Below are 24,350 nucleotides of genomic sequence, written 5' to 3' on the forward strand. Positions count from 1 at the left end.
CATTACATCCAGCAATCATTACGCCAGAATTTGCTTCACAAATGCTTTGATTTCTTCAACCTGACAGTTGTCGAAGAAACACTGCTGGAAGCGTTCGCCGCTAACTGCTGTTTTCACCAATTCTGGGTCGATAGCGCGCAGTGTATCCAGGTAGTTTTCTTTAATGACTGCCGCTTTCACTTGGTTCAAGATACCCGCGTTGCGCACTTGTGGCTCTTTACGCTCCAGTGGGTAGCCTTCACCTTTCACACCAGTGAAAGCCTTCTCAAAGATGTAACGCACATTCAGTTCAGCACCCCAGCCAAAACCTTTGGCGAATGGCAGTGCCAGCGCATTACCGTTGTTAATCTGAGCAAACAGGAAAGCATCCGCTGGATCGATGCAGTAACCACATACAACACCAGGATGAATATTCAATGACATCATTGCACCCTGGCCAGTACCACAGCCCGTTACCACGAAATCGACTGCTTTAGAGTTAAGCAGAATGCTGGCCATAATCCCCAGATGGATATAAGTCAGATGATGGTCATTCTCATCACTCATACCTACGTTGTATACCGGGTACGCTTTTTCCGAGGCTACGGTGTTCAGCTCTTTCAGAATTATCGCATTTTTAGTTGCCTGACTGTTTTCCATCATCAGTGCAATTTTCATTATGTTCTCTCCGATTAGGTCAATGAAATAGAATTCATTGGATAGTTGTTTGGCTTAATTATAGCGAACATAGCACTAGTAAAACAACATTTCAATTTTAATGAAAATTAGTTCTACATACATCACATATCAGAGTAATCCGCAGGCAGCAGCCATTGGTTGGCATAGCCTAACTGACGCTTCTAAGTGAAGTCCGAGATAATACCAGCAAATTGGCCGCTGCTATTGAAGAGGGAAATTCCTTTTTACCCATGTTGCACCAAAGCGGAAGTCTCACACGAAATAAACCCAAATGTGCCTTATGCGAACTAGCAAAAAATTAATCATCGCGAACTCACTACCGAGACAAATAAACTAAAGCCGCGCAACTCACCTGCTCGGCTTTTTTACATCCTTAGTGATGTAACATTTCGTGGACAATATCATCTTTATCTAAAGTTATCGGGTAAAAAGTCGGCCAGTTATCCATTTCTTTAAGCAGTTCTTCTTGTGACTCATTACCCATGTAAATATGGAAATGATGGGATTTTTGCGGTTCAATAATGTGGTCACTAAATTGGACATATTTAGGCGCTTTAGAGTGGGCATCTTGGCATTCATATAGATAACGCACTCCTTTCTTACCAGATTCATAGTGCATGATTTTAAAGCCGGAATAGCTGTATTGGCAGGAGTTGACTGCTTCAGGGGTATGGAAATCAATAGTATTATTCTCAATACCAATCATAGTGATATCTGTAGCGTAGCCCTTTTTATAATACTCTCTGTACTCCTCAATTTTTTTGTTTTTATTCTTTTTCGCTTTATCGACCAAAACTGGATCTAAATCCCCTTTCAATAGATATGGATTAATAGATTGCCAGACTCCATTCCAATCACTGAGTAGCCTGTCTTTAACCTCTTTATCGGTAAAAACACCCTCACTTGCTTTACGCGCGGCTTCAGATTGTTGATGCTCATGTCCGTGGCTATGTATGCCATGTGCAAATGAATTAAAGCTGATCAATGATACGCAAACACTGAGTGTAATGATGGATAGATGGGGAAATTTTCTGGGCATGAATAACTCCTAACTGATTGCTGGATGTGTAATGTTATATTATTACATGTCCGGCAATCAATAGGTATTATCGACGAATAACTAACGCTTTTTACGATTTCGATGCATATCGATAGCCACCGCACTAACAATAATAATCCCTTTAATAATGTCTTGAATGTATGAATCGACACCAATAAAAGTAAAACCACTTTTGATCAGGCCCAAAATCACCGCGCCAATGACGGTACCGGTAATGCGCCCCACCCCCCCCATCAAACTGCTACCGCCAATCACGGCGGCGGCGATGGCATCCAGTTCATACGACTGACCCATGCTCGATTGTCCGCTACTGACTCGTGCAGCCAAAACAACCCCAGCAAGACCTGCCAATCCTCCGGCGATGGTATAAACCAACACCAGATATTTATTAACATTAATACCTGAGACTTTTGCGGAAATCATATTCCCACCAATGGCATACACATATTTGCCGTAGCGGGTATGTTTCAGAGCAATATGAAAAATAATGGCAATAACCAAGAAAATAATGACCGGCATCGCGCCTTGCCCGATAGCCGTAAAATCATCCGAGAGAAAACTCACTGGGTTGCCTTTGGTATAATATTGAGCAAGTCCTCGGGCAGAAACCATCATTCCCAATGTTGCGATAAATGGCGGGATCCCTGTACGGGTAATCAAAAAACCATTAATAAAACCACATAATATACCAACCCCGATCCCTGCTGTAATAGGAATTGCCGCAGGTAAATCTAATAAATGTGGATACATGGGGGAAATACTGTCTGATGTTTGCGCCAGGCTGCCGGCGACGACAGCAGTTAATGCAATTAAAGAGCCTGAGGAGAGATCAATACCGGTAGTAATAATGACTTGAGTTACCCCAACAGCAATAATTCCAATAATTGCCACCTGCAGAATAATGAGTAACAATCGATTGGGGTTCATTAAAAATGATTGATCGCGAATAAACCAACCTAAAAGTTCAAAGATTAATGCAATACCAATCATGACAATAAAAATACCGGTGTCTTTAGGTAGTTTTCCTTTTAGCCCGACCACGAATGAATGTTCTTTTATCGAGCCAGTTGTCAGTGATTTATCAATTTTTACATTATTCATTATCATTACCTTTCTACAATTATTCAGAGGCCAGCGCCATTATTTTTTCTTGGCTAGCATCTTGTTTATCTAATATTCCCGTAATATGTCCACCATGCATGACCATAACTCTGTCACTCATACCGAGAATTTCAGGTAACTCTGAAGAAACTAAGATAATAGCAACACCACGATTTGCCAGCTCACTAATTAAACGATAAATTTCTGATTTTGCTCCGACATCAATACCACGAGTAGGTTCATCAAGAATAAGTATTTTAGGTTGGGCTAACAACCAACGTGCAATTAAAACCTTTTGCTGATTCCCTCCACTCAAATTATTAATTATTTGATCCATGGTAGGGGTTTTGATATTTAATTTTTTAATCTGCTCCATGCAATCTTGTGCCATTTTCCCATGACTAACAAAGCCTCTTTTATTAATATAATCTGAGATATTAACAATGCTCATATTTTCGACCACTGACAGCACAAGGAATAATCCTGATTTTTTGCGGTCTTCAGTCAAAAAAGCTAATCCCTGTTCAATAGCTTTTGATGGGGAGCTGATATTGACAGGTAAGCCCTCAATAAAAATTTCGCCACTATCTGCAGGATGCATACCAAACAGGCTTTCCATAACTTCACTGCGACCTGCTCCGACCAAACCAGCTACACCCAGTATTTCACCTCGTTTCACTGAAAATGAAACATCACGGAACAAGCCTTCACGCCGCAACCCATTGACTCTTAATACTTCCTCACCGATATTGTTATTAAACTTGGGGAACATATGAGTTAGCTCACGCCCCACCATCATGGTAATTAATGATTGTTTTGTCAGGTTTTCAGTCTTATCCGTAGCAACAAACATACCATCACGAAAAATACTAACTTCATCCGTGATTTCAAAAATCTCATCCATTTTATGGCTAATATAAATAATACCTTTCCCTTGTTCTTTTAATTCATTAATAATCGCAAAAAGGTGAAAAACTTCACCTTCTGTTAGGGCGGATGTTGGTTCGTCCATGATTAACACATCAGCATCATAGGAGACGGCTTTAGCTATTTCCACCATCTGCTGGCTAGCAATATTTAACTCGCCGACTATCATGTTAGGTTTTAATTTTATATTAAGATATTGCAATAAATTTCGTGTCTTACTGTTCAGTAAATCATGATTAACTAACCCATAGTGAACAGGTTCTCTTCCTAGCCAGATATTTTCTGCGACTGTCATATGTGGTACTAAATTTAGTTCTTGATGAATCATTGCAATTCCGGCATGAAGTGCATCTAAAGTATCCTCAAAAGTAATCTTCTCACCTCTTACTTTTATAGAGCCTTCATCCGGATGATATATCCCAATCAAACACTTCATCAATGTAGATTTACCCGCGCCATTCTCTCCCATTAATGCATGGACACTACCTGGCTTTATTTTAATGCCCACTTTATTCAGAGCCTTGACGCCAGGAAATTGCTTACTAATCCCCTCAGCCTCGAGAATGTAAGGATACATATCATCATCTCCATACCTTTATTTGGAATGAGTGCCGAATTTGTTAATCTGACAATAATAAATACGGCATTACCTTTCTATAAAAAACAACAAATACACAGATTATCTTTGCGTATAAGCCTAATTTTGAAAAGATATCACCCCACTCCATGAGTATTATTTATTGACTAGCTTTCTAAAATAATTCTATTTATTTTTTGTTTTTATTCGCGAAATCTTGATAGTTATCTTTGGTAATAAGTTGATAAGGGATCATTACGCTACTTTCAACTTTCTGACCAGACGTCAATTTAATCGCGGTCTCTACAGCCCCTTCTCCCTGTCCTTTGGCATCCTGGAAAATACTGATATTGAGGTCACCTTTCTTAATAAACTCAAGTGCGTCCGGCGTGCCGTCAATCCCACCGATCACAACACCTTTTTTCTTGGCCTGTTTTAAAGCAAGAATAGCGCCAATTGCCATTTCATCGTTATTTGAAGCAATCGCATCTATTTGCTGCCCGGATAGGATCCAATCAGTCGTGACATCAACGGCCTCTTTACGGAAGAATTTTGCAGTTTGTTTATCAATAATATGAATATCTGGGTACTGAGCGGCGACTTTCTCGACCCCGCGTGTTCTGTCACGAGTTGCCTCACTCGATAGTTCCCCCATAAGAATCACAACATTACCCTTTCCACCCATTAGTTTTGCAAGTTCCTCCATCTGTAGGCGTCCTGCAAGTTCAGAATCAGAACCCACATAGGCCATACCTGTCGGCAAAGTTATCTCCGGGCGACGATTTACAAAAACTAATGGAATTTTGGCTTTCTCAGCTAATTTAATCATAGGCTTCACGCCTTGAGTATCAACTGGATTTAGAATAATGGCATCAACACCTTGGCTAACAAAATTTTCTACTTGCTGAATTTGTTGAGCAATATCTCCCTTTGCATCTTCAAACTGCCCAGAAACATTGCCCTCTTCTTTCATTTTATTTTGCATGGACTGACGCAATATTGTCAGGAAGTTGTCATCGAAGTAAGCCATGGAAACACCAATTTTAAGGTCTTTAGCATAGGTGCATAGTGGCAGCATACAGATAGCGAGTGAGGTAATAATGATTTTTTTCAGCGTCATGATCTATATCCTTCAATAATGGAATGCATTAACATCTCAATGCCTATTTATTGAAAATAATTTTTTACAAGTGCCTAGTTCAGTACCGTGTAAAATCGCTATTTTAGACATTTTAATGCGCTTCCCGTGAATGCAACCGCCCCATCCCCGGTTTTATTTTTAAAAAAAGTAATATAAAACAATAGAATAGTATTCTTCAATTCTTGTAACGATCCTCTCCTTTATTTTTTAAACGTTTATTTCAAAATTAAGATTATTGAAATTTTTAACACCAAACAACCGAAATGTGTATTTTGAACGCAGAGAATAACAAAACTATGACAGGGATCTAACAAATGATGGTAATTTGAGCACCAATGAGAGTAGCCATGAGACTCAGCAAGTGGAAAGCTGCCAGCATGTCATTCGTGAAAGAAAAGAAATAGATAGGTGAGGTGAGGTGAGGTGAGGTGAGAAAAATAATGAAAGGAAATAATAGAGTAATGACCACGATGAAAGTTGTGTCATTACTCCGCCATTTTATTTAATAATCATTATAAAACAATTAATTAACTCTATTTTTTACAATGAAAAAATCTCAATATTATCGTTCGGGCAATAGATTTACCCACAAAAGACAGCTGTTAGTAACCAGTGGCTGTAATTGACCACTTTTGATTGCAGGTAGCCACCAACATCCTTGCGAAGCTGTCAGTTCGTGTGTTTCAGTGTGGCTAATAAGCCATTTTCCCCTCACCACATAGACCAGCCCACCATGTGAAGCAGGAAGTTCTTGCAACGAGTTAGTTGACACCACACTAGCCTGCCAACAGCCTCGTCGGGTCATGATATTAAAATCCTGGCTAGTCCCACCGAGTAAATGTGCATGAATAGGAATATCACCTGGAAAAGCAAAAGGTTGCAATGGCGTTGAAAGTGTATGCGTCTCCCAGTCTGGGCTGGAGAGAGCCAGCCCCTCACCAGAGAGTAATGTAATCGACCGATCAATATCAGGGAAGATTGAAAACGGGCCATCTTGTTCAATCATCGCGATACTGGCACGCCAAGCAAAATCCTCTCCCCCGACTGGCCAACAGGCAATTTCGCGGGTTTCACCACCACCATTTCGCCATCGGCTAACCGGCAAACTAGCAAAATCAAAAACGGTAAAACTCATCAGACCTCCTGTTGACAGGCTTTTAGTACCGCCAGAAAAGCCTGTGCAGTTTGCTGTTGCATTGGATGATATCTATCCACTATTACCGCATTGCCCGCCACATAAACATCCCGAATTTGCGATTTATCCCCCGCAAATAACCACCGATTCAATAAAGAAGCAGATTCTGTGCCATCAATATAAGGATCATCGCCATCCAAAACTAGCCAGTCAGCACGATACCCCTCAGCTAACTGACCAATATTGCTGCCACAAGCTTGCCTCCCTCCAGCTAAAGCTTGGGTATAAAGTAAATCCGCTACTGCTGGATATTGTTCATTCGTCAAACGATTACGGCGCTGATCGCGCAAGCGCTGCCCATATTCTAACCACCGTAACTCTTCCACTATATTCAAAGAAACATGGCTATCAGAGCCTATCCCCCAACGCCCATGGTGTTGCAAATAATCTACTGCGGGGAAGATACCGTCACCTAAATTAGCTTCCGTTGTTGGGCATAATCCGGCTACAGCCTGACTATTAGCCAATCTAACAAGTTCTGACTCATCCAAATGTGTAGCATGAACCAGACACCAACGGCTATCGACCTCTAAATTATCATACAACCACGCCACTGGCCGTTGTCCGCTCCAAGCCAGGCAGTCGTTAACCTCTTTTTGCTGCTCGGCAATATGAATATGCACAGGTAACTGTTTATCAGAAGCCTGTAAAACCTCCTGCATCTGGCTTAACTCTACTGCACGCAGTGAATGAAAACATAAACCCAAGTTTTGCAGGGGCTGATTCGCCAGTTGTTTACTGATAACTTGCTGCTGCTTGAGATAGTTTTCTGTAGTTTGAATGAAGCGGTGCTGCCCCTGTTGGGCTGGTTGACCACCAAACCCGGCATAACTGTAGAGAACGGGTAATAGAGTCATCCCAATTCCCACGTCCTGCGCAGCCTGGCTGAGTTGCGATGTCATTTCCCCTGGGTCACTGTATGGATTACCGTCGATACTGTGATGTAAATAATGAAATTCTGCGACCTGGGTATAGCCACCTTTTAACATTTCTATATACAACTGACGGGCAATTACACCGATATGCTCCGGTGTCAATCGCTGCACCAGCCGATACATCAAATCACGCCACGTCCAAAAACTATCCTGTGGATTACCGGCAATCTCAGCTAATCCCGACATCATGCGTTGGAAAGCATGAGAATGGAGATTGGGCATGCCTGGTACTATTGGCCCTGAAAGCATCTGGCAACCTGCATCACTGCTGCCCTTCATAATGCGCTGAATGTTCCCCTGTTCATTGACAGTTATCTGTACGTCATTCGCCCATCCATCAGGTAAAAAAGCACGTTTGGTAAAATAAACTGGCATAGCGATATCCCAATATTTTGTTTAGAGTCAAACGCGCCTGGCAGCAGCTGCGTCAATTAATTAAATCACTCACTTGTATAGACATATACACACGCTAAATTCAACCGTAGACTTAGCATATAAATTTCTTATTTGACGAGGTTAACGTCGTGGCAGAACAACAAGCGGCCTTACAATTGAGTGCCGCAATGGACGATACTCCTGCTCCAATTTATCAACGGGTTAAACTGGCCATCATGCGCCAAATCAGAACCGGAGTCTGGCAGCCCCACCAACGCGTCCCTTCGGAGAGTGAACTGGTTGCAGAGTTAAGGGTCAGCCGTATGACCATCAACCGAGCACTGCGTGAACTCACCAGTGAAGGTTTTCTAATCCGTATGCAAGGCGTGGGGACCTTTGTTGCTGAAGCAAAAGCGCACAGTGCCTTACTTGAAGTTCATAATATTGCTGACGAAATCACCGCGCGAGGCCATCGCCACAACAGTAAAATTTTGCAGTTAGAGGCGCGACCAGCAAACCCTGAAGAGGCGATTGCTCTAGGTATTCAGCCCGGCCAGCAACTGTTCTACTCGCAAATTGTTCATTATGAGAATGACATCCCCATTCAAGTCGAAAATCGTTGTGTCAATCCAAACACCGCACCCGATTATATGAAACAGGATTTCAACCAGATAACCCCTTACAGTTACCTCACCCAAGCTGCCCCGTTAACTGAAGGTGAACATATTGTTGAAGCGGTGATCCCAAATCTACTTGAGCGCCAGCTACTGCAATTAGATGAACATGAACCTTGTTTACTGATTCGCCGCCGAACCTGGTATGGAAAAGTAATCGTGACTGCAGCTCAACTGCTTTACCCCGGCTCTCGCTATCAACTCTATGGCCGTTTTACCCCACAAGGTACCGTTACGTCCTGATCAATTTTATTTCTCTTCGAGAACTGCGAAGTGTTACGCAATTGTTTAAATCCCTATCTTGCCGATAGTGAATTTATACGCTAGGTTGTCCATGATTGTATATACAACTTAATACTGAAGATCTTGGGGAGTCAGATGGTGTCAACAATTCACTGTGACAGTTTGTGGTACGGTGCCGATATCGTGACTATGCGTGGCGGGAAATATCACCTGATCTCGCAAGGGGCAATGGCGGTTACTGACGGTAAAATAGTCTGGATCGGGCCTTATAATGAATTACCCATGCTCAATGCCTCACGCGAGGTTGCCTACCAAGGCGGCCTGATTACTCCCGGATTAATTGATTGCCATACCCACTTGGTGTTTGGTGGTGATCGTAGTGCCGAATTCGAACAACGGCTTAATGGCGTGAGTTATGCTGACATTGCAGCCAATGGTGGCGGTATTGTGTCGACCGTAAAAGCGACGAGAAATACCAGCGAACAGCAATTATTGGAGCAAGCTTTATTTCGTATAAAACCCCTCCTTGCTGAAGGAGTGACCTGCATTGAAATCAAATCCGGTTACGGCCTTAGTCTTGAAAGTGAAATGAAAATGCTCCGTGTGGCCCGCCACTTGGGTCAATTACTACCTGTGACGGTCAAAACAACTTGTCTGGCAGCGCATGCTCTGCCACCTGAATTTGCGGGTCGAGCTGATGATTATATTGATTTTGTTTGTGGCACTATCATTCCCGAAGTTGCAAACGAAAAGTTAGCCGACGCTGTTGATGCTTTTTGTGAACACCTTGCATTCTCGCCTGCACAAGTTGAGCGCGTATTTGTAGCCGCGCAACAAGCAGGTTTACCGGTCAAACTGCATGCTGAACAACTTTCTTCCTTAAATGGGAGCACTCTGGCCGCCAAATTTAACGCCCTGTCAGCAGACCATCTTGAATACGCCACTGAGTCAGATGTCCAGGCAATGGCTAATGCTGGCACGGTCGCGGTATTACTGCCGGGCGCTTATTATTTGTTGCGAGAAACACAATGTCCTCCAATTGAGTTGTTTCGCCAATATAATGTACCAATGGCATTAGCCAGTGATGCCAATCCGGGAACATCCCCCGCACTCTCCCTGCGTTTGATGCTCAATATGGCATGCACATTATTCCGTATGACACCGGAAGAAGCGCTAGCGGGTGTCACTTGCCATGCGGCTCAAGCTCTAGGGTTACAAGATACTCAGGGAACACTGGAGACTGGTAAATTAGCCAATTGGGTCCATTGGCCATTATCACGTCCTGCGGAACTGGCTTACTGGCTTGGCGGTCAATTACCTGTAACTGTTGTTTTCAAAGGAGATACCCGACCATGAATTTAACTGATCCGTTAAGTTTTCGGGCAGGGAAACTGCCTTTACTAATCAGTATCCCACATGCAGGAACACGATTGACTCCCATCGTTGAGGCGGGATTGAGCGATGCTGCTCACCCCCTATCAGATACCGACTGGCATATTCCTCGTCTCTATGATTTCGCCCATAATATGGGTGCCAGTGTAGTCATAGGTCATTATTCCCGCTTAGTGGTCGACCTGAACCGTGCAGAAGATGATCAGCCGCTATATACCACCGCAACTACGGGTTTGTTCCCCGAAACACTGTTTGATGGTCGCCCTTGTTTTATGCCGGGTAAAACACCTTCCCCGCAGGAGCGTCAATCCTACCTGTTACATATCTGGCGCCCTTACCACCAGCAGCTTCAACTTGAGCTGGCACGGCTTAAAGATAAATTTGGCTATGCATTACTACTTGATGCTCATTCGATTGCCTCAGTTATCCCGAGGTTATTTGAGGGACAGCTACCAGATTTGAATTTCGGAACCAACAGCGGGGCCAGTTGCGCACCCTCATTAAGTAAGCAATTGATAGAATGTTGCGAACGACAAACTACATTTAGCTATATATTAAATGGCCGTTTTAAAGGCGGTTATATAACTAGAGCATATGGTTTACCACAGGCCCACCAACACGCGGTACAACTCGAGTTATCACAGTTAAACTATATGTCTGAAACTGAGCCTTACCCCTATTTGCCAGAACGTGCTGGTCACTTACAACCGTTACTCCAGCAATTAGTCAATACCATGCTGGCATGGGGCGAACAACATTATCAACACTGATTTGCACTAATCCTTTCGCGCCCAATAATATCTGTCATACACCAGCAGTGTGTGCGTTGGCCAAGCTCATTACTCAATCCATCCATGGGCCTCGCCTCTGCGAGGCCACTGCAACCCGCGTTTAAATCGGCCCCCGATAGATTTGTCTCTCTATTGCCATTGCCGTCTTCATGTAACTCGAATTATTTAGTCTATATCTGAATATTTTAAATGCAAAAAAGGCGGGAATAACCCCGCCTTTCTCATTCACCTATTTCCGACACAGAAAAGGGTAATACTTGCAGTTTAAGTTAACTTAGAAACGGTAGGTCAAGTTAACAGCAACAGTATCATCTGTGCTCAGACCCAGAGGATTGTTTTCATTCAATAAGTTAATCTGGTAGTCAACATAGGTAAACATGTTTTTATTGATGTAGTAAGTCACACCGATTTCAGCATATTTCAGCAAATCAGCACTTCCTACTGCATCCAGGTTTTTACCTTTAGACTGAACATAAGCAATCGACGGGCGAATACCATTTTCGAATTGATATTGAGCAACCAATTCTACGTTCTGGGCTTTGTTCGCAATCAATGCCTTGTATGGTGTCATATTCAAGGTTTCGCCGTACATCGCTGCCAAGTAAACTTGGTTTGCATCATATTTCAGCGCTGTAGCCCAAGCCTGAGCTTTATCACCGGTAGCACTGTTAGCCAGAGTTTTCTGACCCAAGGTACGGTTAGAGTTAGAGTACGCACCTGCGAAGCCGATACCACTGCCTTCGATGTCTTGATAATCAACAGACAAACCGAAACCGTCGCCGTTAGCTTTCTGGATTGCGCGCTCATTCTTAGAGGTATCGCCATCGTCATTGCGGCCCTGATACTGAGCTGCAACATTCAGACCTTTTACCAGACCGAAGAAATCAGAGTTACGGTAAGTTGCCAGACCGGTTGAACGACCCGTCATGTAGTTGTCGGTGTAAGCGATTGAGTCGCCACCGAACTCTGGCAACATATCAGTATAAGCTAGTGCATCGTACACTACGCCATAGTTACGGCCGTAATCAAAAGAGCCGAATTCAGCAAATTTTAAACCAGCAAAACCTAAACGGGTTTTATTGCCTTTATCACCCTGAGATTCTGCATTTTTTGCAGCAACGTTATATTCCCACTGGCCGAAACCGGTCAGTTGGCTATTGATTTGTGTTTCACCCTTAAAACCAAAACGCACATAAGTATCATCAGCATTATTATGGTTTGAGAAAAGGTATTTAGCGGCTACGCGGCCATAAAGATCCAATTTGTTGCCATCTTTATTATAAATTTCCGCTGCATTTGAAAGAGTAGGAACGATACTCAAGGTGACCGCTAAGGCCAGAACACTGCGCTTCATCATTATTTTTCCTTTAAATTTTAATAAAATTAACCTGCGGGCTAAATTAATGTTTTAGCCTCATCGAAGTTAACTTTTAATTTTTTATTGTGACCTGTCTTTGTAAAGCGAAGAAACATTATCACTAAGCACGAAAAGTTAAAACGGTAAAATTGAAGATATATAGGTATAAGCAGGTAAATAATTGTAACAGAATATTTTTTATGGAACTTTCCATAACCCTTTGATTAACTTTATTTTTAGGTAATTATATATAACTAAAAGAGTGCATTGGCACCATTTTGGTGCAAAGTCATTTCAATTTGTTTCTTTTTTGTTCTTTTGAGTAATTAGATTTGTAAAATGGAGTTGATATCACACTCCTATTCTATTTTTTATATATTCAAAGCAATTTATGGACTATTTAAAACACAATAAATAAAGGGTTTAATATCCAATTTGGTGCAACAAAGAAAAAAACATAAATGACTTTGATAGGTTTATAGAAAGTAGGGGTTTAGTATGCTTGTTAATTTGATGGGTTTTAATAAACGACATATTACTTATAGCAAATGGAATAAGATATTTTCTTATTTGGTGAATGAAAAGTGAGCTATTGATGTTAATAGTTAGCTTTTTTGAATATCAAAACCGACATATCACTTTAAATTTAACTTAAGTTGAACGCCCATAAGTGATATTACCCTGCGTAACTATCGAGGGCGGTATTAGTAATATGCCCTTATTTATATTTTTTTAATTCACTCTCATCCATCTGCACCAACATGATCCCAGCACGTAACCCCAACGCAACCCCAGGATTCGGGAACAAGATCCATTCGTATTCATGTTCAACGCAATAATGTTCACTAAGTTGTTCTGCCAGCAATGTCCCTTGCGTATAGCGAGTGAAATTCACTGTGTCATCCGCCACCCACAGTTTAAAATCTGCATGCTGCTTAAACAGTGATTTCACCACGCGGTAGAATATTATTGCCCCGCTAGAACGCCCCGGCAGCTGTCTACCACCGGCCAATGCGCGCAAACCAGTGATGATAGAACTAAATTGTTCGAGTTGATTCTCCCCAAAGGGCAGCGCTTTACCTAATTCCAGAGTGCAACTTGCCGCCTGACAAAATTCACTACTAAAGTGGGCGAAAGTCCCCCCTGCGGCGGAGTGCATGACTAATGCCTCTAGCTCACTATCTTTTAACCAGCGCAACATGGTCGCTGAATACGGCGTGGTTTGATAAGGTAATAAACCAAATCGAGTATGATAAGAACCGCGAATCGCCGTGTGTAAATCATAATGTAGCCGTGTGGATTGTAAGTCGGCGGCAAAAAACTCGCCCACCCTTTGTTCAAGAGTTTCAGCCCGCCTAGCCTCATCAATAGGTGAGTAATTTTGATGACGCCCACCGAACATGCGATTGATATCGGCAGTGAGATAGCGTTTTCCGGCCCTGATAGCCGGTGGATTGCCTAATATGACCAACAAACGTATTGCCAAAGGAAATTTGCCTGCTAATAGATCTGAGACCAATTGGTTTAGAATCTCAATCGGAGCCGTTTCATTTCCATGAATACCTGCCGATAACACCACTGACTGTGAATAACTGCCGTGGGGTATCAGCATCAACACCCCCTCATCCAGCCAGTGCCATTTAAGATTGGGAGTTTCACCGCCGGTAACCTGTGGTGGATTTCCCGAGAGTGTGGCAGACAAAAAATCTAGCATCATCGCTCCTTCCATTGACTTATAGTTTCTTATGGTGCATGCCGATGGATGACTGGTTTGTTGGTTAATAGCTTTGTTTTTATTAATGATTCTGGAACGGATATATTGAGCCAAGGTTAAGTATTTTCGTCAATTCGTCCAATGCTTGTCGCCCTTCTTGCAATAACTGCGGGTCTGCTAAATCCTTAAATTGCAAACGATCGCGATAATATTTATCGACCCAATTATTCAGCGCTACAAACAAGGCCGGAGTCATCATCACTCGGCTATTCACCGCCGCCAACTCTGTTTCATTTAGCGCGACACGCAAGCGCAAACAGGCCGGCCCACCACCATTGTGCATACTTTCGCGCAGGTCAAAAACTCTAACTTCATCAATTGGGCCGCCGCTATTTATCAGTTCAGATAGATATCCCCACACCGCTGGGTTTTCTTGTGATTCTTGTGGGATTACCAGCAGCATCTTGCCATTGAGTTTATTCAACAATTGGCTGTTAAACAGATAGGTCGATACCGCTTGTCCGACAGAAACTTGCGCAGCAGGCACTTCAATGGTGATTAGCTGTTGCTCAATTCGCGCCATCTTGCGGCGCAAACTATCCATTACCTGAATATCGGGCACGAATGCGTATTGGTGGTGGAATAACACGTTTTGATTACTGACCGCGATAACATCGTTGTGGAATACCCCTTGATCGATAACCGCTGGATTTTGCTGAATAAAAACAGCCCGGTCAGGATCTAACAGATGTAATCGCGCCACGGCCTCGCTGGCCTCCAATGTTTGCCGGGCAGGATATCGGCTAGGTGCTATTCCGCTCTCAAGCCCTTGACGACCATAAACAAAGACCTGGATCGCGGGGTGGTCATATTCGCCTCCCAGACGGTTATGGTTTGCCGCGCCCTCATCGCCAAATAACTCAACCGAAGGCAAAGCATCGTGATGCACAAAATGACGATGGTTATTGAAAATACTTTTTAATATTGCTGACGTTGTATTGGTCTCAATGGCCCGATGAAATTTATTATTCAAGTTTGCGACAGTAAAATGAACCCGGCCATCAGCACTGTCAGCGGAGGGTGAGACTGTCGCCGCATTCGCCGTCCACATAGATGATGCTGAACTCACCGCCGACAATAGGCGCGGAGATTTACGAGCAACTTCACTCAAGACTTGTTCATCTGAACCACTGAACCCAAGTTGGCGTAAAAAACCTAGCGCGGGGCGCTCCTGCGGTGGCAATATGCCCTGCTTGTACCCTAAATCAGCCAGCGTTTTCATTTTCAGCAAACCCTGTTTTGCCGCTAGCTTCGGGTTGGAGAGTGCATTTTGATGTTTGGCAGAGGCTTCATTGCCAAAAGACAATCCCGCATAGTGATGGGTCAGCCCAACCAATCCATCGAAGTTCACTTCATATCCTGCCATCGTATTCTCCGCTCGCGCCTATGTTCTCATTATGTCGTAGGGCTAATCAGGTAAATGAGTTAATCAGGTAAATCGAAAGAAATCCCCGGTGACAAGGTAGCTGGCAGCGTCAAGCTTTCACTTTCGAGTGACGCCATCGGCCAGGCACAGTAATCAGCGGCGTAAAATGCACTTGGTCGATGATTCCCTGAAGCCCCGATCCCACCAAAGGGAGCTGCGCTAGAGGCTCCCGTCAACGGTTTATTCCAGTTAACAATACCCGCACGCGCCTCCAAGAGCAGTTGATCGAACTGTTCTCTGTCCTCTGAAACCAAACCAATGGCTAAACCGAATCGGGTTTGATTCGCTATTTTTAGTGCCTCACTAAAATCGGTATAGCGAATCACACTCACCAGCGGGCCAAAATATTCTTCATCAGGGGCCTCACTGAGGCCGGTGATATCAATAATACCCGGTGTTAAAACGGCGCTTTGGCTATCGGGGCGAGTCATGGTCAATAAGGATTGCCCCCCTAATGCCAGCAGATGTTGTTGAGCTACCAGCATTTTTTCAGCCGCCTGAGCGGAAATCACCGCCCCCATAAAAGGAGCCGGTTGACTATCCCAGCGCCCGATACGCAGCGCTTTAGCTACCGCCACAAAACGCTGTAAAAATGCATCACCTTGCTCACCGCGTTTAACTAACAGGCGGCGCGAGCAGGTACAGCGCTGACCGGCGGAGATAAACGCAGACTGAATCGCGAGGTTGACTGCCGCATCACAGTCTTTCACTTGCTCGATGATCAGCGCATTATTTCCGCCCATCTCCAGCGCCAAAATTTTCTCTGGCTGACCGGCCAGTTTTTGATGCAAGTGGTAACCGGTATTGGCGCTGCCGGTAAACAGCAAGCCATCAATATCAGGTTGAGCCGCCAGTGCTTCGCCGGTTTCTCGCCCGCCCTGCACTAAATTGAGCACGCCATCAGGAATACCTGCCGATTGCCATAATTTGACGGTTTCTTCTGCTGTCACCGGGGTCAGCTCACTGGGTTTAAACACCACCGTGTTGCCCGCTAACAATGCAGGGACAATATGCCCATTCGGTAAATGTCCGGGGAAGTTATAAGGGCCAAATACTGCCAACACGCCATGCGGCCGGTGCCGTAGCACTGAAACGCCATCCGCCATCGGGGTTTGGCTGCTGCCGGTGCGGGTTTGATAGGCTTGCAATGAAATGGCCACTTTGCCCACCATGGCCTGCACTTCTGTCAGGGTTTCCCAGTGTGGTTTACTGGTTTCCAGGCTAATGGTGCGCGCCAATGGCTGTTTATGTTGTTCAAGTAATGCGGCAAAACGTTGAACAATGGCCACCCGCTGTTCCAGTGGCGTCCGTGCCCAAGCTGGGAAAGCATCGCGCGCCGCACTACAGGCGGCGGCAACATCTGTGCTGTCAGCGGCACGCGCTTGCCATAATAATTGCTGATCCATAGGGTCATGTTTGTCGAAATGAGCACCTTTGCCAGTGCGCCATTTCCCCTGAATAAACAGTGCTGGATGGGTCATTTTCTTGTCTCCGGTGCAAAAAGGCTAATTATCCGAACCGAATCACCGGCGATGACCCCCAGTGCGGCTGCATTTTCAGTGGTTAAATGCAGCAATTCGTCTGATAGATGGGTGTGAATCAATATTGCGCGGAAATATTGGTAACTGTCATTGGTCACTAAATAAGCGGTGCCAGTTGGGTCAATATCGCTATCATCGATAACGACTTTTCGTTGGCTGCTATCACGCACCGCCCGCACTTCATCAATACTGGCTTCCAATGTCGGGCCACCATCAAAGATATCGACATACCCTTGATATTGCAGGCCTTCAGTCTCCAGAACCGCCCGCGCAGGTGCAGTGTGGGGGTGAACCTGACCTATCACCGCACGGGCTTCCTCGGCCAGGAAATCCACATACAACGGGTGTTTTGGCATCAATTCAGCAATAAATGCTTTTTGCCCCGTCCCACTCAAATAATCCGCTTTAGCGAATTCGATAGCGAAAAAGTGGCGGCCAACGTTTTCCCAAAATGGCGAACGCCCCTGCTCATCGGTGTAACCGCGCATCTCGGCGATCACTTTGCGGGAGAAAAACTGACGAAATGCGGCAATAAACAGAAAGCGGACTTTTGATAAGAAAGGGCCGTTTTTATCCTTACGATATTCAGGATCAAGAAACAGAGTGCAGAGTTCGCTGTAGCCAGTGTGGTCATTGCTCAAGAATAGGGTCGGGACTGATTTGTACACATTGAGCGTTTTGGAGGCGTGAACCAGAGTCCCCACGCGGAAGTTATACCAAGGGTCATTCATTCCCACGGCCACTTCAATGGCGCTGACCCCTACGACTTTATCCCGCTCAGTATCTTCCAACACAAACAGATAACCCTGTTCACCTACCGCCAAAGAACCTTGCCAGGTATTCAATGCACGCTCGATTCTCGCTTCGAGATGCTGCTCATTTTGCGGCAGTGAGGTCATGCCAACGCCGGTTTTTCCAGCCAACTCAAAGATATCGGCTAAATCACGGCGCTCTACCGGGCGAACTCTCATCATATTCAAGGTCCTTGCTGACTGCCGAAGTGTTACGGCTTATGTGTTACGGCTTATGTGTTACGGCTTAGCCTTACGACAAACCTGCTCAATACCCAGAGCAAGTCGGGCTAACCCCTCTTTAATATCCTGTCGTGAAATAATCAGTGACGGCGCAAAGCGCACCACATCAGGGCCAGCAATCAAGGCGATTAGCCCATGTTGAGCGGCGGCCTGAATGATGTCTTTAGACTTACCGGCGTAATCACTGTTGAGCACGCAGCCAATCAATAAACCGCGCCCACGGATTTCGACGAAAACCTTGTGGCGAGCATTAATCTCTGCCAACCCCTCTAAAAACCACTGATGCCTTTCTTTCACACCCGCCAGTACCTCAGGAGTATTGATGAGGGATAAAACAGTTCCCGCAACCGCACACGCCAACGGGTTACCGCCGTAAGTTGTCCCGTGGCTCCCCACATTCAGGGCACTGGCATATTTTGTGGTGGTCAACATCGCCGCAATGGGGAACCCACCGCCGAGGGCTTTAGCGCTGGTCAGGACATCAGGCGTGACGCCATAATGTATATAGGCATACAGCTCGCCGGTGCGGCCCACCCCGGTTTGTACTTCATCAAAAATCAGTAAGGCATTATGGCGATCGCACAATGCCCGCAGGCCATGTAGAAACTCGGTTTCTGCGGGTAACACACCGCCCTCACCCTGAATCGGTTCGACAATCACCGCACAGGTTTGGTCATTGATTAGCGCCTCAGCAGAGGCCAGATCATTGAAAATACCGTGGCTAATTCCACCCGGTAACGGAGCAAAATCCTGTGAGTATTTCGGCTGCCCGCCCGCCGAGACAGTAAAGAGTGTCCGGCCATGAAACGCGTTTCTAAAGGCGACAATCTGATTCTTTTCACCCTGTTGCCCCGGTTTATTGGCAAAATTATCCAATGCATATTTGCGTGCCAGTTTCAGCGCCGCTTCATTGGCTTCAGCCCCTGAGTTACAAAAAAACACTTTCTCGGCGAAGGTGGCATCAATCAATTGCTTCGCCAGACGCAGTACCGGCTCATTGGTATAGCCATTGCCCAAATGCCATACTTTGTCTGCTTGCTCAATCAATGCAGCTTTCACGGCAGGATGCCCATGCCCCAAGGCATTGACAGCAATACCCCCGGCAAAATCGATATAAGATTTACCCTGCTGATCCCACAACAATGCCCCTTCACCACGTACCACAATAAAATCTGCCGGAGCATAGGTCGGGACTATCCATTCATCAAAAGACTGTCGGGTAACCGGGATTGGCTGTTCCATAGAGACCTCTTTAATCAGCGTAAATAAGGATGAGAAACTTGTCGTGAGGAACCACTTTGCCACCCAACAAAATCTCTTATTCTGGAAATAATGAAGAATGAAATATATTCACCTGACATAAAGTGTAGAGCAGCTTTCGTGCCACACCGACTACAATGTGAATAAAATGTTTAATTCCCATTAAAACAAATATTTAAAATGCATAATTATGCAAATAGCCAGCATTCATACTGTATTAATCGGCTAAATTGGCCTATCCCGTGGGTTTCACTCGAAATTATATGCATTCAATGCCAATTTTGATTTTTGCTCTGTCAGATCACACTTTGGCAACATAAAATCAACAATAGATATTCTTAGCGCCCTATAAATGAGCATTGAGCGCATCAATTAAGTGCATTTCTACTGTTGAATAAGTGGGTAAGAAGTGTGGGATTAAGCCGTTTATGCATAACACGTTTACTTATCACAATAGCGAAAGTAAAAATAAAGCGGTCATTTCAGCAGAAGAAAATGTGGCTATGGCTCCATTTTCTGGAGCCGCCTGTCTGATTGTATTGAGAAGCCTTGATTGTATTGAAAAGCAGAGTATTGAGGAAAGGTGGCCGGGCTAACGCGAGCGGCTATCATCACCACAGGTCAGTTGAATTATCAACATAGCCAAAATGCGAATGGCCTTTTCACTTTGTTCCGACCAGGCAAATGAAGCATTCAAACGAAAACAGTGATCAAATTGCTGGCCGGTGGTGAACATTCTCCCCGGTGCAATACTGACCCCCAGCGCCAGTGCTCGCTGGTATAACTCACTGGCATTGAAAGGCGGTTCCAGCTCCAGCCATAAGAAATATCCCCCTGCGGGGTGACTGATTTTAACATTCTTGGGAAAGTGCTCCACCACTGCCTGGCGCAGTGCATTGAGCCGCTGTTCCATGATGCGGCGCAAACGGCGCAGGTGAGTATCGTACCCCCCTTGGCTGAGATAATCGGCAATGGCTAACTGGGTCGGAACACTGGCGGAAACCGTACTCATCAATTGCAAATGTTGCACCCGCTGCGCGTGTTCACCTGCCGCGACCCAGCCGACGCGAAACCCCGGAGCCAAACATTTAGAAAAAGAGGAGCAATGCAAAATTTGCCGGTGTTGATCGAGGGCTTTGGCCGGCAACGGGCGCTCAGCGCCGAAATACAATTCGCCATAAACATCATCTTCAATCAGCGAGATATTATTTTGTTGCAGCAAACCCACCAGCCGTTTTTTCTGTGGCCAAGACATAGTGCAACCTAGCGGATTCTGGAAATGCGTCATTAACCAACAAGCTTTGATGGGGTACTGACTGATGACCTGCTCAAGCGCATCGAGATCCATCCCCTGCTGCGGGTGTGTGGTAATGGCGATGGCTTTTAAGCGCAAGCGTTCAATGGCCTGCAATGCACCATAAAATGCTGGCGACTCAATCACTACCCAATCTCCGGGTTGCGTAACCGCCTGTAAACTAAGGCTAAGCGACTCCATCGCACCGGCGGTAATCACAATTTCCTCCGGTGAAACATTCATCCCACTAGCGGCATAACGCTGAGCAATATTGCGCCGTAAACTTTCATTGCCCGGCGGTAAGTTAGTCATTGAGCTTTGTGGTGATATTTTGCGCGCGACACTGGCTAGTGCACGTGACAAGCGGGGTTGCAGCAATAAACTCGGGTCTGGAAATGCAGAACCCAAAGGTATTATGGCGGGATCTTTTCCCGCCTGTAGCACATCAAAAATAAAGGTATTAATGTCTACCTGCTCATCCAGATGCAGTTTTTTGCCGCGCTGTGGCTGAGGCAATTGGGTCGGACGCGAAGCAACATAATATCCCGATTGCGGGCGCGCCACGATCCAGCCCTGACTTTCCAATAACTGATAAGACTGCACCACGGTCATTAAGCTTAACCCCGATTGCTTACAACTTTCTCGCAATGAAGGCAGTTTGTCGCCCGCTTGCCAGACCTTGGATTGTATTTGCGCCCGAATTTGTTGCGCTAACTGTTCATATCGCGTCATAGACCAACTGTTATAGGTAAGATTGAATTAATTGTCACTATTATAGCCACTTTAACTTATGGTTAACTAACTGCCAAGTTTACACCCGAAATAATCGCCCGTTGCAGCTCTCCCGAATAATCAATATGGCGCGATTTATTTTCTAGATTGATGAGGCAGTACCATGTTTACAGCGAGGTCGCTATGTTTGGCTTAACCGCTCTCGAGTTGGCCAGGATCCAATTCGCTTTCACCATTTCGTTCCATATCATCTTCCCAGCGATCACTATTGGGCTGGCCAGCTTTCTAGCGGTGCTCGAAGGTTTATGGCTAAAAACCAAAAATGAGGATTACCGCGATCTTTACCATTTCTGGTCAAAAATCTTTGCCGTCAACTTTGGTATGGGGGTCGTGTCTGGTCTGGTGATGGCCTACCAGTTTGGCACTAACTGGAGCTTTTTCTCTGAATTTGCAGGCAGCATCACCGGCCCGCTGCTGACTTATGAAGTCCTGACAGCCTTCTTCCTCGAAGCCGGTTTCCTTGGTGTGATGTTGTTTGGCTGGCATCGTGTTGGCCCCGGTTTGCATTTCTTTGCCACCTGCATGGTGGCATTGGGCACCCTCATGTCGACCTTCTGGATATTGGCTTCCAATAGCTGGATGCAAACGCCCCAAGGCTTTGAAGTGATTAATGGGCAAGTGGTGCCGGTTGACTGGCTAAAAGTGATATTCAACCCCTCTTTCCCCTACCGCTTGCTGCACATGTCGACCGCCGCTTTTCTGGCCTCAGCATTCTTTGTCGGTGCTTCTGCCGCCTGGCATTTACTGCGCAAACGCGATACCCCCGCGATGCGGAAAATGTTGTCGATGGCAATGTGGATGGCCTTGATTATCGCCCCACTGCAAGCCGTTATTGGTGATGCCCATGGCCTAAATACACTGGAATATCAACCAGCTAAAATTGCAGCCATTGAGGGGCACTGGGAAAATAAACCCGGTGAACCTACGCCGCTTATCCTGTTTGGCTGGCCGGACATGAAGCAAGAGAAAACCCATTTCGCGCTGAAAATCCCCTATTTAGGGAGTCTTATTCTGACTCACAGCTTGGAAAAACAGATCCCAGCGCTGAAATCTTTCCCACCGGAAGATCGCCCGAACTCAACCATTGTTTTTTGGTCTTTCCGCATTATGGTCGGGTTAGGCATGTTAATGATTTTGGCCGGTTTTTGGAGTTTGTGGCTCCGTTGGCGTGGTGGTCTGTATCAGTCACGCCCCTTCCTTTATTTTGTATTGTGGATGGGGCCATCGGGGTTGATTGCTATTCTGGCGGGCTGGTTTACCACCGAAGTGGGCCGCCAGCCGTGGATTGTCTATGGTTTACAGCGCACCAGTGATGCAGTTTCATCCCATGGTGAGATACATATGAGCATCAGCTTGCTGATATTTATCCTGGTGTATGGCTCAGTCTTTGGTGTCGGTTACGCCTATATGATGCGGCTCATCCGCAAAGGACCAAAAGCGCATGAAGGTCATCAACAAGATAAAGGTGGCCCCGGTCAACACGCCACGCCAGCTCGCCCTCTGTCAGCAATTCGTGAACCGCTTAATGCTGATGGCGATTTATTGACGTCCGACAATAACCCAAATAGGAGCTCATGATGGGCATTGATCTTCCACTGATTTGGTTTGTCATTATTGTCTTTAGCACCATGATGTACGTGGTGATGGATGGCTTTGATTTAGGGATTGGCATCCTGTTCCCGCTGGTTAAAAACAGCCGGGATCGGGACTTAATGATGAACAGCGTCGCCCCAGTCTGGGATGGCAACGAAACCTGGCTGGTGCTGGGTGGTGCGGCGCTACTGGGGGCTTTCCCACTGGCTTACGCGGTTATTCTTGATGCACTGGCTATTCCGCTGACTTTAATGCTGCTGGGGCTCATTTTCCGTGGTGTTGCATTTGAGTTTCGTTTTAAAGCCAGCCAGGAAAAACAGCATATCTGGGATAAAGCCTTTATTGGCGGCTCGCTGATTGCCACTTTCACTCAGGGCATGGTAGTCGGGGCATTTATTCACGGCTTCCCAGTCACCGGGCGCAGCTACAGTGGCGGGCCATTTGATTGGTTTACCCCTTTTGCACTGTTCTGCGGCTTGGGTCTGGTCATTGCGTATGCTCTGCTTGGCTGTACCTGGCTCATCATGAAAACCGACGGTCATGTGCAGCAAGTAATGCAAAAACTGGCAAGGCCACTGACATTGATGATGCTACTCATTATTATCATTATCAGCGTGTGGACACCCCTGAGCCACCCACAAATTGCGGCGCGTTGGTTCAGCTTACCTAATCTTTTCTGGTTCCTGCCCGTCCCATTATTGGTGCTATTGGCAAGCGGGTCTTTACTGCGCGCCGTCAAACATGGCGGGCATTATGCCCCATTCCTGCTGACTTTGTTGTTAGTGTTTTTGGGCTACAGCGGATTAGGTATCAGCATTTGGCCTTATCTTATTCCGCCATCAATTACCTTATGGCAAGCAGCCGCCCCACCACAGAGCTTGGGATTCATGCTGGTCGGCGCACTGTTTATTATCCCAATCATTCTGGTTTATACTTTCTGGAGCTACTATGTGTTCAGGGGAAAAATCAATCACGAACAGGGTTATCACTGAATGATGAACTCACAATCATCTTCCCAACCACTTGAGCCAGTAAAATCCCCGTGGTGGAAGAGAATCGGTTGGATGCTACTTATCTGGTGCGGCAGTGTGCTGGCTTTATTGGCAGTTTCCATGCTGTTCCGTATGATGATGACAGCCGCCGGTATGAAATCCCACTAACGCTAATATTGCGGGATTAAACACGGCAAG

The 24,350-nt window shown here is 45.5% G+C and carries 21 protein-coding genes; 7 read left to right on the top strand and 14 right to left on the bottom strand.

Annotated elements, in window-relative coordinates; translation table 11 throughout:
• Positions 1-18 precede the first annotated feature (18 nt).
• From OVO64_RS04830 to OVO64_RS04860, 7 genes are all read right to left on the bottom strand, one after another.
• Positions 19-657 (bottom strand): RpiB/LacA/LacB family sugar-phosphate isomerase, encoded by a 639-nt coding sequence (locus tag OVO64_RS04830; RefSeq protein ID WP_038633469.1) that lies wholly within the window; start codon positions 655-657, stop codon positions 19-21.
• 394 nt (positions 658-1,051) lie between these two features.
• Complete coding sequence (gene zinT, locus OVO64_RS04835) at positions 1,052-1,717, bottom strand: metal-binding protein ZinT (protein ID WP_038633472.1); 666 nt, start codon at positions 1,715-1,717, stop codon at positions 1,052-1,054.
• 81 nt (positions 1,718-1,798) lie between these two features.
• Positions 1,799-2,839, bottom strand: coding sequence for an ABC transporter permease (locus OVO64_RS04840; protein WP_145509741.1), 1,041 nt, complete (start codon positions 2,837-2,839; stop codon positions 1,799-1,801).
• A 19-nt stretch (positions 2,840-2,858) separates the two neighbouring features.
• Complete coding sequence (locus OVO64_RS04845) at positions 2,859-4,343, bottom strand: sugar ABC transporter ATP-binding protein (RefSeq protein WP_038633479.1); 1,485 nt, start codon at positions 4,341-4,343, stop codon at positions 2,859-2,861.
• A 190-nt stretch (positions 4,344-4,533) separates the two neighbouring features.
• Positions 4,534-5,463 (bottom strand): sugar ABC transporter substrate-binding protein, encoded by a 930-nt coding sequence (locus OVO64_RS04850; RefSeq protein ID WP_038633482.1) that lies wholly within the window; start codon positions 5,461-5,463, stop codon positions 4,534-4,536.
• 583 nt (positions 5,464-6,046) lie between these two features.
• On the bottom strand, positions 6,047-6,619 hold the full coding sequence (locus OVO64_RS04855; protein WP_267248641.1) for a HutD family protein: 573 nt from the start codon (positions 6,617-6,619) through the stop codon (positions 6,047-6,049).
• The gene (locus OVO64_RS04860) at positions 6,619-7,989 is read right to left on the bottom strand and encodes a formimidoylglutamate deiminase (RefSeq protein WP_038633487.1); all 1,371 of its coding nucleotides are present in this window, start codon (positions 7,987-7,989) and stop codon (positions 6,619-6,621) included. The genes OVO64_RS04855 and OVO64_RS04860 overlap by 1 nt, the downstream gene beginning before the upstream one ends.
• 149 nt (positions 7,990-8,138) lie before the next feature.
• On the opposite strand from OVO64_RS04860, the gene hutC reads away from it, so the two are divergent.
• The 3 genes from hutC to hutG all read left to right on the top strand — a co-directional run bounded on the left by hutC (position 8,139) and on the right by hutG (position 11,068).
• Positions 8,139-8,906 carry a histidine utilization repressor gene (hutC, locus tag OVO64_RS04865; protein ID WP_267248642.1) on the top strand — a complete coding sequence of 256 codons (768 nt, stop codon included), beginning with the start codon at positions 8,139-8,141 and terminating at the stop codon, positions 8,904-8,906.
• Between the two features lie 135 nt (positions 8,907-9,041).
• Positions 9,042-10,262 carry an imidazolonepropionase gene (hutI, locus tag OVO64_RS04870; protein WP_038633493.1) on the top strand — a complete coding sequence of 407 codons (1,221 nt, stop codon included), beginning with the start codon at positions 9,042-9,044 and terminating at the stop codon, positions 10,260-10,262.
• Positions 10,259-11,068 (top strand): N-formylglutamate deformylase, encoded by an 810-nt coding sequence (hutG, locus tag OVO64_RS04875; protein ID WP_038633496.1) that lies wholly within the window; start codon positions 10,259-10,261, stop codon positions 11,066-11,068. The genes hutI and hutG overlap by 4 nt, the downstream gene beginning before the upstream one ends.
• 295 nt (positions 11,069-11,363) lie before the next feature.
• Here the strand turns inward: hutG and OVO64_RS04880 are convergent, their stop codons facing one another.
• From OVO64_RS04880 to OVO64_RS04905, 6 genes are all read right to left on the bottom strand, one after another.
• The gene (locus OVO64_RS04880) at positions 11,364-12,446 is read right to left on the bottom strand and encodes a porin (protein ID WP_038633499.1); all 1,083 of its coding nucleotides are present in this window, start codon (positions 12,444-12,446) and stop codon (positions 11,364-11,366) included.
• Positions 12,447-13,164: 718 nt separating this feature from the next.
• Positions 13,165-14,160 carry a succinylglutamate desuccinylase gene (gene astE, locus OVO64_RS04885; RefSeq protein ID WP_145509707.1) on the bottom strand — a complete coding sequence of 332 codons (996 nt, stop codon included), beginning with the start codon at positions 14,158-14,160 and terminating at the stop codon, positions 13,165-13,167.
• 82 nt (positions 14,161-14,242) lie between these two features.
• On the bottom strand, positions 14,243-15,586 hold the full coding sequence (gene astB, locus OVO64_RS04890) for an N-succinylarginine dihydrolase (RefSeq protein WP_038633505.1): 1,344 nt from the start codon (positions 15,584-15,586) through the stop codon (positions 14,243-14,245).
• Between the two features lie 59 nt (positions 15,587-15,645).
• On the bottom strand, positions 15,646-17,127 hold the full coding sequence (astD, locus tag OVO64_RS04895) for a succinylglutamate-semialdehyde dehydrogenase (protein ID WP_038633508.1): 1,482 nt from the start codon (positions 17,125-17,127) through the stop codon (positions 15,646-15,648).
• Positions 17,124-18,161 (bottom strand): arginine N-succinyltransferase, encoded by a 1,038-nt coding sequence (gene astA / locus OVO64_RS04900; RefSeq protein WP_038633511.1) that lies wholly within the window; start codon positions 18,159-18,161, stop codon positions 17,124-17,126. Before astA ends, astD begins: the two co-directional genes overlap by 4 nt.
• A gap of 57 nt (positions 18,162-18,218) precedes the next feature.
• Positions 18,219-19,463, bottom strand: coding sequence for an aspartate aminotransferase family protein (locus OVO64_RS04905; protein ID WP_038633514.1), 1,245 nt, complete (start codon positions 19,461-19,463; stop codon positions 18,219-18,221).
• Positions 19,464-19,909: 446 nt separating this feature from the next.
• Between OVO64_RS04905 and OVO64_RS04910 the strand changes: the two genes are divergently transcribed.
• The gene (locus OVO64_RS04910; RefSeq protein WP_158503144.1) at positions 19,910-20,077 is read left to right on the top strand and encodes a hypothetical protein; all 168 of its coding nucleotides are present in this window, start codon (positions 19,910-19,912) and stop codon (positions 20,075-20,077) included.
• Here the strand turns inward: OVO64_RS04910 and OVO64_RS04915 are convergent.
• Positions 20,074-21,507 (bottom strand): PLP-dependent aminotransferase family protein, encoded by a 1,434-nt coding sequence (locus OVO64_RS04915; protein ID WP_267248643.1) that lies wholly within the window; start codon positions 21,505-21,507, stop codon positions 20,074-20,076. The genes OVO64_RS04910 and OVO64_RS04915 overlap by 4 nt on opposite strands.
• A 183-nt stretch (positions 21,508-21,690) precedes the next feature.
• Here OVO64_RS04915 and OVO64_RS04920 point away from each other — a divergent pair, with 183 nt between their 5' ends.
• From OVO64_RS04920 to OVO64_RS04930, 3 genes are read left to right on the top strand one after another with little or no spacing between them, the layout of a single operon-like run.
• Positions 21,691-23,145, top strand: coding sequence for a cytochrome ubiquinol oxidase subunit I (locus OVO64_RS04920; RefSeq protein WP_038633520.1), 1,455 nt, complete (start codon positions 21,691-21,693; stop codon positions 23,143-23,145).
• Positions 23,145-24,152 (top strand): cytochrome d ubiquinol oxidase subunit II, encoded by a 1,008-nt coding sequence (gene cydB / locus OVO64_RS04925; protein ID WP_038633523.1) that lies wholly within the window; start codon positions 23,145-23,147, stop codon positions 24,150-24,152. Before OVO64_RS04920 ends, cydB begins: the two co-directional genes overlap by 1 nt.
• Entirely contained in the window at positions 24,153-24,320 is a 168-nt protein-coding gene (locus OVO64_RS04930) for a DUF2474 domain-containing protein (protein WP_071841726.1), read from the top strand.
• The last annotated feature ends 30 nt before the right edge of the window (positions 24,321-24,350 follow it).

The organism is Yersinia sp. Marseille-Q5920 (assembly GCF_946902935.1).
Taxonomy (GTDB): domain Bacteria; phylum Pseudomonadota; class Gammaproteobacteria; order Enterobacterales; family Enterobacteriaceae; genus Yersinia; species Yersinia rochesterensis.